Origin of the sequence: Streptomyces sp. x-19, assembly GCF_046549115.1 — a bacterium.
GTDB lineage: Bacteria > Actinomycetota > Actinomycetes > Streptomycetales > Streptomycetaceae > Streptomyces > Streptomyces albulus_C.
On record NZ_JAJPWK010000006.1, the window covers coordinates 371,470 to 386,723 of the forward strand.

The 15,254-nt window shown below is 73.7% G+C and carries 14 protein-coding genes; 6 read left to right on the top strand and 8 right to left on the bottom strand.

Going from position 1 to position 15,254, the window contains the following annotated elements; genetic code table 11:
• Window positions 1–123 precede the first annotated feature (123 nt).
• On the top strand, window positions 124–1,173 hold the full coding sequence (locus ACLJT4_RS18705; protein ID WP_275462913.1) for an LLM class flavin-dependent oxidoreductase: 1,050 nt from the start codon (window positions 124–126) through the stop codon (window positions 1,171–1,173).
• A gap of 126 nt (window positions 1,174–1,299) precedes the next feature.
• Here the strand turns inward: ACLJT4_RS18705 and ACLJT4_RS18710 are convergent, their stop codons facing one another.
• Window positions 1,300–1,692 carry an SCO5389 family protein gene (locus tag ACLJT4_RS18710; RefSeq protein ID WP_411123395.1) on the bottom strand — a complete coding sequence of 131 codons (393 nt, stop codon included), beginning with the start codon at window positions 1,690–1,692 and terminating at the stop codon, window positions 1,300–1,302.
• 252 nt (window positions 1,693–1,944) lie between these two features.
• Between ACLJT4_RS18710 and nucS the strand changes: the two genes are divergently transcribed.
• Entirely contained in the window at window positions 1,945–2,607 is a 663-nt protein-coding gene (gene nucS / locus ACLJT4_RS18715) for an endonuclease NucS (protein ID WP_016575397.1), read from the top strand.
• Between the two features lie 139 nt (window positions 2,608–2,746).
• Here nucS and ACLJT4_RS18720 read toward each other — a convergent pair whose 3' ends face one another.
• From ACLJT4_RS18720 to ACLJT4_RS18730, 3 genes are all read right to left on the bottom strand, one after another.
• Window positions 2,747–5,443, bottom strand: a complete 2,697-nt coding sequence (locus tag ACLJT4_RS18720) for an ATP-binding protein (protein WP_411123396.1) — start codon at window positions 5,441–5,443, stop codon at window positions 2,747–2,749.
• Window positions 5,444–5,721: 278 nt separating this feature from the next.
• Entirely contained in the window at window positions 5,722–6,045 is a 324-nt protein-coding gene (locus ACLJT4_RS18725) for an STAS domain-containing protein (RefSeq protein WP_016575624.1), read from the bottom strand.
• A gap of 145 nt (window positions 6,046–6,190) precedes the next feature.
• On the bottom strand, window positions 6,191–7,039 hold the full coding sequence (locus ACLJT4_RS18730) for a 3-hydroxyacyl-CoA dehydrogenase family protein (RefSeq protein ID WP_411123397.1): 849 nt from the start codon (window positions 7,037–7,039) through the stop codon (window positions 6,191–6,193).
• 305 nt (window positions 7,040–7,344) lie between these two features.
• On the opposite strand from ACLJT4_RS18730, the gene ACLJT4_RS18735 reads away from it, so the two are divergent.
• Complete coding sequence (locus ACLJT4_RS18735) at window positions 7,345–7,917, top strand: cob(I)yrinic acid a,c-diamide adenosyltransferase (protein ID WP_233661260.1); 573 nt, start codon at window positions 7,345–7,347, stop codon at window positions 7,915–7,917.
• Between the two features lie 19 nt (window positions 7,918–7,936).
• Here ACLJT4_RS18735 and ACLJT4_RS18740 read toward each other — a convergent pair whose 3' ends face one another.
• The gene (locus tag ACLJT4_RS18740; protein WP_411123398.1) at window positions 7,937–8,521 is read right to left on the bottom strand and encodes a hypothetical protein; all 585 of its coding nucleotides are present in this window, start codon (window positions 8,519–8,521) and stop codon (window positions 7,937–7,939) included.
• Between the two features lie 207 nt (window positions 8,522–8,728).
• Here ACLJT4_RS18740 and ACLJT4_RS18745 point away from each other — a divergent pair, with 207 nt between their 5' ends.
• Both ACLJT4_RS18745 and ACLJT4_RS18750 read left to right on the top strand, forming a co-directional pair.
• Window positions 8,729–9,958, top strand: a complete 1,230-nt coding sequence (locus tag ACLJT4_RS18745) for a sensor histidine kinase (protein WP_411123423.1) — start codon at window positions 8,729–8,731, stop codon at window positions 9,956–9,958.
• Window positions 9,955–10,644: a response regulator gene (locus ACLJT4_RS18750; protein ID WP_016575629.1), complete on the top strand. Its 690-nt coding sequence runs from the start codon at window positions 9,955–9,957 to the stop codon at window positions 10,642–10,644. Before ACLJT4_RS18745 ends, ACLJT4_RS18750 begins: the two co-directional genes overlap by 4 nt.
• Before the next feature lie 50 nt (window positions 10,645–10,694).
• Here the strand turns inward: ACLJT4_RS18750 and ACLJT4_RS18755 are convergent, their stop codons facing one another.
• The 3 genes from ACLJT4_RS18755 to ACLJT4_RS18765 form a co-directional block, all read right to left on the bottom strand.
• On the bottom strand, window positions 10,695–11,747 hold the full coding sequence (locus ACLJT4_RS18755; RefSeq protein WP_411123399.1) for a dihydrodipicolinate reductase: 1,053 nt from the start codon (window positions 11,745–11,747) through the stop codon (window positions 10,695–10,697).
• Window positions 11,748–11,826: 79 nt separating this feature from the next.
• On the bottom strand, window positions 11,827–12,630 hold the full coding sequence (locus ACLJT4_RS18760) for a 4'-phosphopantetheinyl transferase family protein (RefSeq protein ID WP_411123400.1): 804 nt from the start codon (window positions 12,628–12,630) through the stop codon (window positions 11,827–11,829).
• Window positions 12,627–13,580: a zinc-binding alcohol dehydrogenase family protein gene (locus ACLJT4_RS18765; protein WP_037636812.1), complete on the bottom strand. Its 954-nt coding sequence runs from the start codon at window positions 13,578–13,580 to the stop codon at window positions 12,627–12,629. The genes ACLJT4_RS18760 and ACLJT4_RS18765 overlap by 4 nt, the downstream gene beginning before the upstream one ends.
• Window positions 13,581–13,867: 287 nt before the next feature.
• Here ACLJT4_RS18765 and ACLJT4_RS18770 point away from each other — a divergent pair, with 287 nt between their 5' ends.
• The gene (locus tag ACLJT4_RS18770) at window positions 13,868–15,253 is read left to right on the top strand and encodes a cytochrome P450 (protein ID WP_411123401.1); all 1,386 of its coding nucleotides are present in this window, start codon (window positions 13,868–13,870) and stop codon (window positions 15,251–15,253) included.
• Window position 15,254: the final 1 nt, after the last annotated feature.

Sequence of the window (15,254 nt, forward strand, 5' to 3'; positions counted from 1 at the left end):
AAAGTCCGCCGTCACGTTTCTGCGATGATCTGGAAATTTCGCGTCAGGCCGTGCCCTGGGCACGTGTCGCCCGTTGTTGCCGGGTGAGGGGGGGTCGCGTCGGCTGCAAGGAGGCAGAGAGCGATGCGCGTAGGGGCTTTCATCCTGGCCGCCCAATTCCCCGGTCAGGGGCAGGGGGAAGCACTGCACCGCGCGGTGCGTTCCGCACAGATCGCGGAACAGGCCGGACTCGACGAAGTCTGGCTGGCCGAACACCACTTCGTCCCGTACGGGGTCTGCCCGCAGGCCGCCACGCTGGCCGCGCTGTTGCTGGGGCGGACCCGGCGGATCGGGGTCGGCACGGCGGTGAGCGTGCTGCCGACCCAGCATCCGGTGGCGCTCGGCGAGCAGGCGGCGCTGCTGCACCTGGCGTCGGAGGGCCGGTTCACGCTCGGCGTCGGCCGGGGTGGTCCCTGGGTGGACCTGGAGGTCTTCGGCGCCGGCCTCGCGGCGTACGAGCACGGCTTCCCGGAATCGCTCGATCTGCTGCTGCGCTGGCTGCGCGAGCCGCGGGTGGGCGCCGCCGGCGAACGGTACGCGTTCCGCGAGGTGGCGGTGGTGCCGCGGGCGGCCGAGGCGCTGGTCGATCCGGACGACCCGCAGGGGCTGACCGACGGTCCGCCGGTGGTGGTCGCCTGCACCTCGCCGTCCTCGGTCCGGTTGGCCGCCGCCCGCGGGCTGCCGATGCTGCTCGGGATGCACTGCGACGACGAGGAGAAGGCGGAGATGGTCGCGCTGTGGCGGTCGGCGGCGCTGGCGGCCGGCCGGGACCCGGGCGAGGTGGCCGCGGCGGAGCACGTCTCGGCCGGGGTGGTGCAGGTCGCGGACGGCCGGCCGGCCGCGGTGGAGACGCTGACGAAGGCGATGCCCGGCTGGTTCCGGCAGGGGCTGGGCGCGCACGTGACGGTCGACGGCCGGTACCGGTCGATGCGCGATCCGTTGGCGTACACGGAGCTGCTGTGCGCGCTGCATCCGGTGGGGCCGCCGGAGTTGTGCGCGGACCGGCTGGCGGCGACGTCGGAGCGCACCGGCATCCGACGGTTCGCGTTGATGGTGGAGGGCTCGGGGGACCTCGCCGCCACCGAGGAGAACGTCCGGCGGCTGGGCACGGAGGTGCTGCCGCAGTTGGTGTGACCCCGCCGGGGGTGGGCGGCGGGGTCAGTACTCACCGGTCTGGGGCACGGCTGGTCGGTGGTGCTGCCGCCGGTGCGCGGTTCCGGAGGGTGCTCCGGTCGACCGGCTCAGCGGCAGCAACTCCGCTCAGCAGTCGCGGAGTTCGGGCGACTGGTTCAGCAACTGGCCGCGGACCGAGGTGAAGCGGACCAGCCGCTGGTCGACGGCCGGGTCGAGCGGGAAGACCGCGACCCGGTGGCAGTTCTGGAAGGCGAGGCGCACTCCGAAGTAGCGCTCCAGCGAGCCGCGGATGGCGTCACTCGCCAGTGCACGGAGCAGCTGGCCGCGCGCCTGCTCGTTCGGCGGCGGCGTCTGGTTGTCGGCGAACTCTCCGCCGTCCGCCTTCAGCCGGTCCACCAGAGAGCTGATCATCCCCCATGCGTAGGGCAGGGAGGTGCGGACGCAGTCGACAAACGCGGCTTCGTCGACCTCGCCTCGCTCGGCCTGTTCGAGGAGGGCCGGTGAGACGTCGAGCGACATGAGGTTCTCCTCTCGCGACCCCGCCGGGACGAACGGGGCCTTATGGATGGGACAAGGGGAATTCGCGACAGAGCGTGTTCGCCCCGCGACCCCCCGCGTCAACGGTATGCCGCGCAAGGGGCCCGCACCAGGAGATTGCACATACAACCGGCCAAGGACCCGCGCCGGGGGTGCGGGGGTTTCCGCCGTAAAGGGACCCCGGGGCGGGGGCGAATCGCGTCGGCGGCCCCGGTTCGAGTAGCGTGGCGCACCATGCGTCTCGTCATCGCCCGTTGCTCCGTGGACTACGCGGGTCGGCTCACGGCCCACCTTCCTTCCGCCCCCCGCCTCATCCTGGTGAAGGCGGACGGCTCCGTCTCCATCCATGCGGACGACCGGGCCTACAAACCCCTCAACTGGATGTCCCCGCCCTGTTCCCTCAAGGAGGGCGACGGCAACGTCTGGACGGTGGTGAACAAGGGCGGCGAGAAGCTCATCATCACCCTGGAGGAGGTCATGCACGACTCCTCCCACGAGCTCGGGGTGGATCCCGGGCTCATCAAGGACGGCGTGGAGGCCCACCTCCAGGAGTTGCTCGCCGACCGGATCGAGACACTGGGCGAGGGCTACTCGCTTATTCGGCGTGAATACCCCACCGCCATTGGCCCGGTGGATATCTTGTGCCGGGACGCCGACGGGCAGACGGTCGCCGTCGAGATCAAGCGGCGCGGTGAGATCGACGGCGTCGAGCAGCTCACCCGCTACCTCGAACTCCTCAACCGTGACCCGCACTTGGCGCCCGTGAAGGGCGTCTTCGCAGCTCAGGAGATCAAGCCGCAGGCCCGGGTGCTGGCCACGGACCGCGGGATCGGCTGCGTGGTGCTGGACTACGACGCGCTGCGCGGCATCGAGGACGACAAGCTGCGCCTGTTCTGACCGGCCCGCACCGGCCGGACGACGACGGCCCGGTACGCCTGCCTCCCGCCGCTCTGGCGGGAGGCGCGCGTACCGGGCCGTCGTGACGTTGCGGCCCGTGGCGGGTGTGCCGGGTGGGGCCCGAGGGACGCCGGGGGCGTCAGCCGGCCGGCGTGCCCTGGCTGGATGCCGACGGGTCGGACGGGGCCGGCGGGGTGTCCGAGGCGGTTGCCGCGCCGCCGTTGCTCGTGGACGGCGCCACCGCGGAGTTGCTGCCGGACGGGCTGCCGCCCGAGGAGCCGCCGGACGTCGTCGGCGGCTGCCCGGTCGGGGTGTCGGTGGGGTTCTGGGTCGGGGTGGGGTCCGTCGGCGTACCGGTCGGCTTGTGGGTCGGTGTGGGGTCGGTGGGGCTGCTGGTCGGGCTGTGCGTGGGGTGCGTCGGGCGGCCGGTGGGCGAGGTGGGCCCGCCGGTCGGGCCGGTGGTGCCGGAGGTCGGATCGCCGGTCGGGGTGGTGGGGGCGCCGGTGGTGCCGGGGGCGGTCGGCGCGGTGGTGGGGCGGTGGCCCGGGGCGCTGGGGGTGCCCGGTCGGGTGGTGCCCGAGCCGGTCGGCGGCAGGCCGGCGCCGGTGCCGGGCTCCTGGGCCGGTTCCTGGCTGTCGCCGCCGGCGGCCGGGGACTGGTCGGTGGTGACCTTGTCGTCGTGCGGGCGGGTGGTGTCGGAGGACATGCCGAGGGTGAGGGCGGTGCCGAGCGCGGCGGCCACCAGCACGGCGGCGCCGGCGGCGATGAGGTTGCGGCGGCCGGTGCGGCGGATGCCGCGGCCCAGGCCGCCGGCGGCGCCACCGCTCTTCGCGCGGGCCGCGGCAGCCGTGGTCTTCGCTGCCTTCGCGGTCTTCGCGGTCGGGAGGGCGGCGGTGGTCTCGCCGGACGAGGGCGCCGGCCGTGCGGCCCCGGCGGCGGGTCGGGCGGTGACCGTGCTGGCGGGGCCTTCCGGTCGGGCGACGGCCTGGAGCTTGGCCGTCGACACCGCGTCCGGCGACGCCTCGGCGGCCGGGTCGTGGGGCTCCGCAGCGCCCTGCCCGCCGACGGTGCCGCCGGCTGCGACGGCCGGGCCGACGGACGCCAGGAGGGTGGTCGGCGCGTCCGCCGCGGCGGCCCGGGACCGGTCGATGACGAGGGCCAGGGCCCGGCGCCCGGCGACCGCGCCGTCGCGGTCGGAGAGCACCCCGCGCAGACCGATCGACGCCTCCAGTTCGGCGCGCGCCCGGTCGACGTTGCCGGTGCACAGGGCGAGCACGCCCAGGTCGTGGTGGAAGTACGCCTCCTGGGCGACCTCGCCGGCCAGCCGGGCGGCCTCCTGGCCGTGCCGCAGGCTGCGCTCCCACGCGCTCCAGTGCAGCGCCGCGGCGAACGCCGGGGCGGCGGTGCGGGCCAGCAGCACGGCGGCGGCCGGGTGGCCGTTCTCCCGGCTGCCGGTCAGCACGGCCATCGCGGCCAGCACGGCATCGGACTCGGCGGCGGCCCGCTCGGGGGTGACCGAGGGGTGGCCGGCCCACCAGGCGTAGTGCTGCGCGGCGGCGTGCGCCCGGGCGGCGGCGCCCTCGGCGTAGCCGGCCTCGGTCAGCTGCTCCTGGACGGTGGCGGCGAGCCGGTAGTGGCCGCCGGCGGGGCTGATCAGACCGCAGCCGAGGAGTTCGCCGAGGGCGGCGTCGGCATGGGTGTCCTGGGTGAGGGCCGGCAGGTGCGCCTGGTGCGGCAGCTCGCCGCCCAGGGCGAGGGCGAAGCGCAGGGTCTCCTGCGCGGCGGCGCCGAGCCGCTCGGCGAGCAGCGGGGCGGGCGCGGCGGCCTCGCCGACGGCCGGGAGCGGTGCCCCGGGGCGCTGCTCCGGGTCCGCCGCGTCGGCCGGGCCGTCCTCGGGGAAGAGGCCGTAGCCGTCGTCGAGGGCGCCCGGTGCGGTCCGTGCCTTGTCGCGCTGCCGGAGCAGGGCGGCGGCCTGGACGAACCTCAGCGGCAGCCCCTCGGACTCGAACCAGAGGTCGGTGGTCCAGGTCTTCTCGTCGCGGGTGAGCGGGCGGTCCACGGCGCGCTCCAGCAGCCGCAGGCCGGCGTCCTTGCTGAGGCCCCCGACGAAGACCTCCTCGACGTGGGCGTCGGCGCTGGGGGCGGGCACGTCGGGGGTGGCGGCGAAGAGGAAGGCGCACTCGGGGGTGGCCTCCAGCAGTTCGTCGAGCGCGGCGCCGCCGAACTCCAGGTCGTCGAGGACGACGACGGCACCGATGCCGCCGAGCAGGCGCAGCAGCTCCGGGCGCTCCGGGCGGTGCTGCGGGGCCCGGTAGACCGCCGCGAACAGGGCGTGCAGGACGTCGGTGACGCTGCGGTGGTAGCCGGAGAGCCGGACCACGCCGTCCGGGGCGAGGTCGGCGACGCTGCCGGCGACCGCGTCCAGCAGGCGGGTGCGGCCCGAGCCGGCGGGGCCGGTGACGCGGACCGAGCGGCCGCGGGTCAGCAGCCGGACCAGCCGGGCGATGTCCTCGGAGCGCTCTTCGAGGAGGATCTCGTGGCCGGCGAAGGAGAGCGGTCCGGACGGTGCCGGCGGCTGGGCGGCGCGGGCCGCGGCGGCGCGCTCCTGCGGGTCGAGCTTGACCGGCGGGGCGGGGCGCTCGCCGGGCGGGCAGGGCTGTATTTCGCACCCGTCGACCGGGTTGACGGTGACGAGGTAGTTGCCGGAGACGAGCCGGACGACGCGGGCGAGGCCGCCGGATCCGCCCTGGCGGCCGGTGGCCTCGGGCGGCGGCGGGCCGGCCGGACCGTCCTGCTGGCCGTGTTCCTCGGGCCCCGGGGTGGTGTTCGGGTCCATGCTGCAAGCTCCCAGATGTGCGTGCCGTCGGTGCTTCCGGCCGTCCGCACTCCCCCGGCTCCGGCGGATCTCCTCAGCCGTCGCGTCTGGTCCGGTGCCCCGCCGCGGATGATGGCACACGGCGGGCAACCGAACCATAGACCGGTCCCCGGCGCGGGGCACGGGCGGGGTGGCACCTTGACGGAAATCACACCAGATCAGGGGATGTGCATGGTCTGCGGTAGTTTGCCCGATTTGGTCGCGGTGAGGCGGGGCGCGGGTGGTGACCGCGCCCCGCCTCACACCCGGGGAAGCGATTCCGCTTCGATCCCGCCCTCGATCGCGAGGATGCGGTGGAGCCGGGTGGCGACCAGGAGCCGCTGCATCTGCGGCGGCACTCCGCGCAGGACCAACCTCCGGTTGTTGCGGCCGGCCCGGCGGTGCGCGCCCATGATCACGCCGAGCCCGGTGGCGTCCCACGAATCCAGTTCGGTCAGGTCCAGCACCAGGTCACCGCGGCCGGAGTCCACCGCGGCGTGCAGGACCGTCCGGGCGTCCGCCGCGCTGCGGACGTCGAGGCGGCCCCCGACGACCAGCTCGGCGTGGTCGCCCCTGATGTGCATATGCGCTCCCCGATGTCATGGGTTGTGGTGCATTGTCGTCTACCGATCTGACTGCCTCTCATGCGGCGAAGTTGCCGTCCGTAAGCGAACCGATACCGAAATCACCCTGCGGGGTGACCCCGCCGGAGTACACACTGACGCAGCGTCAGTGTGCGTAGAACCCCTGCCCGCTCTTGCGGCCGATATCACCGGCGTCCACCATGCGACGCATGATCTCCGGCGGGGCGAACTTCTCGTCCTGGGACTCGGTGTAGATGTTCTCGGTGGCGTGCAGCAGGATGTCGACGCCGGTCAGGTCGGCGGTGGCCAGCGGCCCCATGGCGTGGCCGAAGCCGAGTTTGCAGGCGACGTCGATGTCCTCGGCGCTGGCGACCCCGGACTCGTAGAGCTTGGCGGCCTCGACGACCAGTGCCGAGATCAGCCGGGTGGTGACGAAGCCGGCCACGTCGCGGTTGACCACGACGCAGGTCTTGCCGACCGACTCGGCGAACTCCCGCGCGGTGGCGAGGGTTTCGTCGCTGGTCTTGTAGCCGCGCACCAGCTCGCAGAGCTGCATCATCGGCACCGGCGAGAAGAAGTGCGTGCCCACCACCCGCTCGGGCCGGGAGGTGGCCGCGGCGATCTTGGTGATCGGGATCGCCGAGGTGTTGGAGGCCAGCACCGCGTCGTCCTTGGCGAGCTTGTCCAGCGCCTGGAAGATCTCGCGCTTGACCTCGATCTTCTCGAAGACGGCCTCGACGACGACATCCGCGTCGGCGACGGCGTCCAGGTCGGTGGTGGTGGTGATCCGACCGAGCGCCTCCTCGGCGGCGGCCGCCGCCAGCTTGCCCTTCGCGACGAACTTCTCGAAGGAGGCGGCGATGCCGCCCTTGCCGCGGGCCAGCGCCTCGTCCGTCACATCGCGGAGGACCACGTCCCAGCCCGCCTGGGCCGAGACCTGCGCGATGCCGGAACCCATCAGTCCGGCGCCGATGACGGCAAGCTTCTTTGCCACTGCTGTCCCCTCACACCCTGTGCATTTGACGGTCCTGAGTGACGTTAGCGGTCACCGGCGATCGATTGGCGGTGAAGAGATGCGCGTCACGTCTCGAATGACGGACATCACACCGTGGGCCCCGCACGGTGCCCGGGGGACCGTCAGGCGGCCGGCCGCACGGCGTAGTTGGGGGCCGCCCGCCCGGCGCCCCGTCCCGCGCGTCCGGAGCGTGGACGAACCGGCCGCGGGCGGTCGGGCCGCGGCGCCGGCGGCGGTCCCGTGCGCCCGGGCCTTCCGCCGGACCGCGGCGTAGGCTCAGCCGTATGGTGAATCTGACCCGCATCTACACCCGTACCGGAGACAAGGGCACCACCGCGCTCGGCGACATGAGCCGGACCGCCAAGACCGACTCCCGGATCGCGGCGTACGCGGACGCCAACGAGGCCAACGCCGCCATCGGCGTGGCGCTGGCGCTCGGTGCGCTGCCGGAAGAGGTCGCCGCGGTGCTGCTGCGGGTGCAGAACGACCTCTTCGACGTCGGCGCCGACCTGTCGACCCCGGTCGTCGAGGACCCGGAGTTCCCGCCGCTGCGCGTCGAGCAGTCCTACGTCGACAAGCTGGAGGCGGACTGCGACCGCTTCCTGGCGGAGTTGGAGAAGCTCCGCAGCTTCATCCTGCCGGGCGGCACCCCCGGGGCCGCCCTGCTCCACCAGGCGTGCACGGTCGTCCGTCGGGCCGAGCGCGCCACCTGGGCGGCCATGGAGGAGCACGGCGACACCATGAACCCGCTGACCGCCACCTACCTCAACCGCCTCTCCGACCTCCTGTTCATCCTCGCGCGGACGGCGAACAAGGAGGTCGGGGACGTGCTGTGGGTGCCGGGCGGAGAGCGTTGACCCGCCGTCCCGACCTGCCCTAGCCCAGGGTCTTCTGCCGGGGCCGGGTCGGCGCCTCCTGCGGCGCGGCCCGGTCCTCGGGGGCCTTCTTCTGCCAGATGAGGTACGTCAGCGCGATCACGCCGTGGATCACCACGAGGCGCACGGTCGTGCCCTGCCACTCCCGCAGCGAGGTGACGTCCCCGTCGCCGCCGACGTACCAGACGGCGCACTGGAGCAGGGCGGCCGCCACCGCGGCCATCAGCACGGTGCGCAGCCACAGCTTGGCCTCGTGCCGGAAGCGGTCCATGCCGTACCGCTTGACCGGCGGCGGGCCGCCGGCGAAGCGGTGCGCGACGAGCCGGTCGGCCCAGGCGAGGGTGGCGTGCCCGTAGGCGACGGTGTAGCCGATGTAGACGGCGGCCAGGCCGTGCTTCCAGTCCGCGGCGGCCCCGTTCTTCAGGTCGATCGCCGTGACGATCAGCAGCGCCAGTTCCAACAGCGGCTCCAGCAGCAGCACGGCCGCCCCGGTCCTCGGCATCCGCGCCAGGTAGCGCAGTGCCAGGCCGACGACGAGCAGCACCCAGAAGCCGACTTCACAGGCGATGATCAGCGTGACGACCACGGCGCCCCTCCTTTCCCGCCGCTCCGCGCCCCGGGCGGTCCCGGGGCTCCCACCGGGCGGGGCGGTCCTCCTCAGACTCCCAGCCGTCGGGGGCCGCGACGTCGTCGGCGGCGACGATCCGGTGCTGCACCTTTCGATGTAGTCGGCGTGGCCGAGGCCGTCCGCCCGGTGGCGGTGGACGGCGCCGGGGCCGTGTTGGATGGAGGGGTGATCGCCCGAGCCCCCGCCGCGTTCCGCCGGCCGCACCACCACGACGTGCTGCTCGCGGGCGGCGGGCTGGCCACCGGGGTGCTGCTGTGGCTGCTGCGCCTGCACGGCGGACCGCCGCTCTTCGGACTGCCCTCTTCGGTGACGCTGTTCGCGCTCGCCACGATGGCGGGGGCCGAACTCCTGCGCCGGGTCGCCCCGATGGCCGCACTGGCCCTGGCGGTGCCGGCGCTGGCGCTGGACGTCACCACCGGCACCCTGGTCGCCACCGTCCTGATGTTCACCGACGTGGTCTACGCCGCGGTGCTGTACGGACCGCCGGGCGCCGCCCGGTGGATCCCGCGGGGCACGGAGCTGCTGACGGTGCTGGCCACCCTCGTCACGGCGGCGCTCTGGCCGAATCCGCAGGTGGTGCTGCTCGCCATCGGGATCGCGCTGGTCACCGTGGTGCCGGCCTGGACCGGGCTGATGCTCCGCAACCACCGGGACGCCGCCGACGCCGCCCGGCTGCGGGCCGAACAGACCGCGCTGCTGGCCGAGATGGACCGTACCCAGGCGGTGGCCGGCGAACGCGCCCGGATGGCCCGGGAACTGCACGACCTGGTCGCCAACCACCTGTCCGCGATCGCCATCCACGCCACCGCCGCCCAGACCCTCGACGACCCGGACGCGACCCGGACCGCGCTCGGCGTGATCCGCGAGAACAGCGTCCAGGGGCTGGCCGAGATGCGCCGGCTCATCGGACTGTTGCGGGACGCGCGGACCGACGGTGAGGAACCGGCCGCCACCCCCACCCTCGGCGGGCTCCAGGCCCTGGTCGACCAGGCCCGGGCCAACGGCGCCACCAGCGGCCTGACGTTCGTCCTGGACGACGCGCGGCGGCCGGCCGGCCCGGGCGACGCACCCGTGCCGGCGCCGGTGGAGCTGGCCGCGTACCGGATCGTCCAGGAGTCGCTGACCAACGCGCTCAAGCACGCCGCGCCCGGCGAGGTCCGGGTGCGGATCGCCCACGACGGTCCCGCCGGGCCGCTCACCGTCACCGTCCGCAGTCCGCACGCCGACCGGCCGGGCCCCCGCGCTCCCGGCTCCGGGGCCGGACTGGTCGGCATGCGGGAGCGGATCGCCCTGCTGGGCGGGGAGTTCGACGCCGGCCCGACGGACGGGCCGGACGGAACGGTCTGGCTGGTGCGGGCCGCGCTGCCCGCCGCCGGAGAGGAAGGACGACGATGACAGGCGCCGCGGCGCAGCCGATCCGGGTCCTGGTCGCCGAGGACCAGTCCGCCGTACGGGCCGGGCTGGTCCTGATCCTGGGGTCCGCGCCCGACATCGAGGTCGTCGGGGAGGCGGTGGACGGCGAGGAGGCGGTCCGGCTGGCGCACGCCCTGCGGCCCGACGTGGTGCTCATGGACGTCCAGATGCCCCGGTTGGACGGGGTCGCGGCCACCGGCCGGATCACCGCCGAGCAACTGGCCGACGTCCTGGTGCTGACCACCTTCGACCTGGACGCCTACGTGTTCGGCGCGCTGCGCGCGGGCGCCGCGGGCTTCCTGCTCAAGGACAGCGACGCGGCGACGCTGCTGACCGCGGTGCGCACGGTGGCGGCCGGCGAGGGGGTGATCGCGCCGGCGGTGACCCGGCGGCTGATCGCCGAGTTCGCCCGGCCCGGGGCGGCCGGCCGGGCCGCGGGCGCCCGGCCGGCCGCCGACCCGGCGGTGCTGGAGGCGCTCACCCCGCGGGAGCGGGAGGTGCTGGGATGCCTGGGCGAGGGGTTGTCGAACGCGGACGTCGCGGTGCGGTTGGCAATGGCGGAGGCCACCGTGAAGACCCACGTCAGCCGGCTGCTGGCCAAGTTGGAGCTGCGCAGTCGGCTCCAGGCGGCGGTGCTGGCAAGGGAGTTGGGAGTGACCGGCGACTGAGCGGGGTGCGGCGGGCGGGACCCGCCGCACCCCGTCGGCACGGCGGTCGGTCAGTCGGCCGCGGTGGGGACCACGGCGGCGTTGGCGGTCACGAAGGGGAGTTCCAGGATCGTGCGGCAGCCGGGCTCGGCCGCGCACACCGGGCCGATGAGGTTGACGATCCGGGCGGCGTTGAGCTGGATCAGCCCGTCCACGCCGAGGTGGGCGAAGTCCACCCGCAGGTCCGGGTCGCCGTCGATCCGGATGCTGAACTCCGGGTCGTCCGCGGACTGCTGCCAGCCCTCGCCCAGGCCCAGTTCGGCGACGTGCTCCACGACGGTGGTGTGCCAGGGCTCGCCTTCGACGAAACCGGTGAACTCGTAGCGCATGCCGGCGGCGGTGCCCTTGGGGATCGTCAGGCCGCTGGCGGGCAGGTGGATCTCGTGGGGCGCGGGCAGGATCTCCCACGCGGTGGTGCGCAGCTCGTCCAGCTTCAGGCCGAGGGCGTCGGTGACCAGGTGCGCGGCCTGGCCCTCGTACCAGTGGAAGGCCATGCCGAGCATCTGGGCGCGCTGGCTGTCGGGGCCGCACTCCTCCAAGGGGGCGCCGAAGCCGAGGAGTCGCAGGACGTCCGCGGCGGCGTAGTCGCGGTGGAAGTTGCGCTCCCGGGTCCACACCCGGCGGACGTTGGTGGTGTAGCCGGAGAGGACCAGCGGCATGACGTCGTTGAGCAGGCCGGGCATGTTGCCGCCGCCGGTGAGGGTGGTGCCGCCCTCGGCGCAGGCCGCGGAGAGCTCCGCGTGGAAGGGCGTGCCGCGCAGGTCGAAGCCGCCGCTGGGGGTGATGAGGTTCTTGCCGGAGCGCAGGATGCGGGCGGCCAGGTCGCCGTCCCAGAAGGGCGGGTTGAGCAGGACGCAGTCGGCGTCCAGGGCCAGGGCCGCCGCCACGTCGGTGGTGGCGCGCACCCCGATGGGGCCGATGCCGGCGATCTCGCCGGCGTCCACGCCGTCCTTCTCCGGCGACTGGGTGACCACCGCGACGAGTTCGTAGTCGAGGTGCTCGGCCAGCAGCTTGATCTGCTTCTTGGCGATGGTTCCGGAGTACCACTGGATGACCCGGTACACGGGCTTGCCTCCTTGCTCGGGCCGCGCGGGCCGGTCGGGTGGGACGGGCGCGGGCGGTGGGTGGTCGGGGTGCGCCGGGTCAGGCCGGCGGGCCCAGCACGTCGTCCATGCGGTGTGCCACGACGCGCGGGGCGTGGTCGAGGACGGCCACCGCGGCGCGGTATCCCGGGCCGGGGTCGAGGTCCGTCAGGTGGACCGGGCGCGCCGGTCCGGTGCGGTCGTCCCAGGCGAGCAACTGCGCCGGGGCGTCGGGCGGGCTCACGGTCAGTGCCGCCGGGTTGACCAGCAGTCCGTCGCCGGTGGCTTTGAGGACGGCTTCCTTGCGGCACCAGTAGCGGATGAACGCGGCGTCCCGGGCCCCCTCGGGGACGGACCGCAGGGTGCGCCGTTCGGCGGCGGACAGCACGGTGCGGGGCAGGTCCTCCTGGTGGTGGCCGACGCGTTCGAGGTCCACGCCGACGTCGGCGCCGAGGGTGAGCGCGACGGCGACCCGCTCGCCGGAGTGCGAGAGGGAGAGCTCCAACGGGAACGGCGGGTCGACCAGGCGGGGCTTGCCGTGCGCGCCGGTGCAGTGCTTGCAGACGGCGGCGAACCGCAACGCGGCCGGCCGCACGCCGTATTGGGCCGCGATGACCTTGCGGGCCAGGGCGTGCGCCGTCAGGTACAGGGCGCGCGGCTGCTCGCGCAGGAACTGGCGGTAGCGGTCGCGTTCGGTGGCGTCCAGCAGGCTCAGCAGGCCGAGGTCGGCGCTGGCCTCGGCGAACCAGACGTGGCACTCGCCCGGCCGGACCCGGGCGATGCCGGCGTCGGTGACATCATCGGCACCGCGGGCGTCAGCGGCACCGACGGCCCGGCCGGGGCCGGTGACGGGGGTGGCGGTCACCGGCCGGGATCCAGGGCGAGCTTGCCGACCGTGCGGCGGGCGGCGAGGTCCTCGTGCAGGCCGCGGACCTCGGACAGGCCGCGGACCGCACCGCACACCACCCGCAACCGGCCGTCCGCCACCTGCTCGAACAGCGCGTCCATGGCGCGTTCCAGGAGTCCGGGGCGGGTCATGGCGTGTTCGAGCATCAGCCCGCAGACCGTGGTGGAGGTCTCCATCAGGGCGGGCAGTTCGACGGGGGCGGGGGCGGTCCGCGACGCCATGCCGTAGAAGACCAGCCGGCCCAGCGGGGCGAGGGCGGCGAGGCTCTGCGCGGTCACCGGGCCGCCGGTCATCTCCAGGACGACGTCCAGGCCCCGGCCGCCGTTGGCGCGGCGCGCGGCGGCCGCCAGGTCGGGGTCGTGGGAGTCGATGGCCTCGTCGGCTCCCAGGTCCAGGGCGAGGGCGCGCTTCTCGGGCGAGCCGGCGGCGGCGATCACCCGTCCGGCGCCGGCGGTCCGGGCCAGTTGGACGGCCAGGCTGCCCACTCCCCCGGCGGCGGCGTGCACCAGGACGGAGTCCCCCGCGCGCATCCGGGCGCTCTCGTGGAGCAGCAGCCAGGCCGTGGTGCCCTGCACCAGCAGGGCGAGGGCGGAGAAGTCGTCGACGGCGTCGGGGACGGGGACGGCCAACTGGGCGGGGACGGCGACGCGTTCGGCGTATCCGCCACGTGGCACGACCGCGGCGACGCGCGTGCCGTCGGGGGTGCGGCCCACGACCTCCATGCCGGGGATCAGCGGCAGGAGGTCGCCCGGCAGGGCGCCGACCTCGGAGAGGTGCGTGTCGCGGTAGTTGACCCCGGCCAGCGAGACCTCGACGAGCACTTCGCCCGGCGCCGGTAACGGGTCGGCCACTTCGGCGAGCTCCAGAACTTCCGGTCCGCCGAAATTCTTGATCTGCACAGCGCGCATGGCGGTCACCTTAAGCGGCGGACCGGAAGATACGCCAGGGATTTCGTGAACCATCCGGTGAACTGCCGTCGGCATTCCGCATCGCCCTTCCGTCAACTCTCCGCGATGTATAGGATCTTTGCAGCACATCTGAGTCAACTGCCGGACCGAAAGCGACCTTTTAACCGGACCCGGCAAGTTCGTTCCGCGAATTTTGGCTGTCGATCGCTGCGGTTCCGACTGCCGAGGAGCCACCGTCACGAAGGCGGTCACCTCGCCTAGCGCGTCGGGCACGGGGAGAGGAAAGCATGTCCACCACGGCTCAACTACGTCCGTTCCATGACATCCCTGGACCGAAAGGGCACGCCCTGGCGGGGCTGCTCCCGGATTTCAACGCCGATCCCCTCGGTTTCCTGACGAGGGGTTTCCAGGAGCACGGCGATCTGGTCGCCTACCGCTTCGGCCCCCGCAAGGGTCCGCTGGGCAAGACCATCCTCGCCGTCTACCACCCCGACCTGGTCCACCAGTTGCTGATGGACACCGAGCGGACCTTCGGCCGGGACACCGACGGCTTCCGTGCCACCTACGAGCTGGTCGGCCGCGGGCTGATGACCACCGAGGGCCCGTACTGGCGCCGCCGCCGGCACATCCTCCAGCCGCTGTTCACGCCCAAGCGCGTCGCGCGGTACACCGAGCTGATGGCCGCCGAGGCGGAGCGCATCATCGCCGAGCACGAGCAGTTCGAGGGCACCGAGATCGACCTGCACCAGGCCATGATGCGCTACTCGCTACGGGTCGTGGGCCGGGCGCTGTTCGGCGGCGACCTCGACGACGCGGAGGCCGAGCTGCACGCGCTGATCCCCGACGCCAACCGCGGGATCATGGCCAGGACCACCCAGATCCCCAAGCTCCCGCTGAAGTTCCCGTCGCCGACGAACCGCATGTTCGTGCGCACCCGGGACGCGCTGTACGACCTCATCCAGCGGGTCATCGAGCGCAGCGGCAGCGGCGACGCCGCGTCGTCCGAGGACAACATCGTCTCCCGGCTGCGCGAGGCGCGGGACCCCGAGAGCGACGAGCCGCTGACCGAGCAGGAGGTCCGCAACGAGGCGCTGCTGCTGTTCATGGCCGGTCACGAGACCACCGCCATGGGGCTGACGTTCGGCCTGCACCAGATCGGGCGGCACGGCGACGTCCAGAAGGCGATCGCCGCGGAGATCGACGCGCACCACGCGGCGGGCGGCACCGGCGCCGAGTACGCGCAGAACCGCGACACGCTGGGCCGGGCGGCGCTCAACGAGGGCCTGCGGCTGTTCCCTTCGGTGCACATGACCGAGCGGGTCGCCAACGAGGACCTGGAGCTGAACGGCTACCACGTCCCGAAGGGCACCTCGGTCTTCCTGGTGCCGTGGGTGACGCACCGCCACCCGGAGTTCTGGCCGGACCCCGAGCGGTTCGACCCGGACCGCTTCGTCGGGAAGCAGGCCGACCGCCCGCGCTACGCGTACTTCCCCTTCGGCGGCGGTCCGCGGGTGTGCATCGGCGAGCACTTCGCGCTGCTGGCCTCCTCCATCCTGATGGAGGCGCTGCTGCGCAAGTACCAGCTCACCTCGCACGACGAGCAGATCTCGATGAAGGTCCTCAACAGCATCCGTCCGGACCGCGATGTCCGCACCACCTTCACCCGCCGTTGAG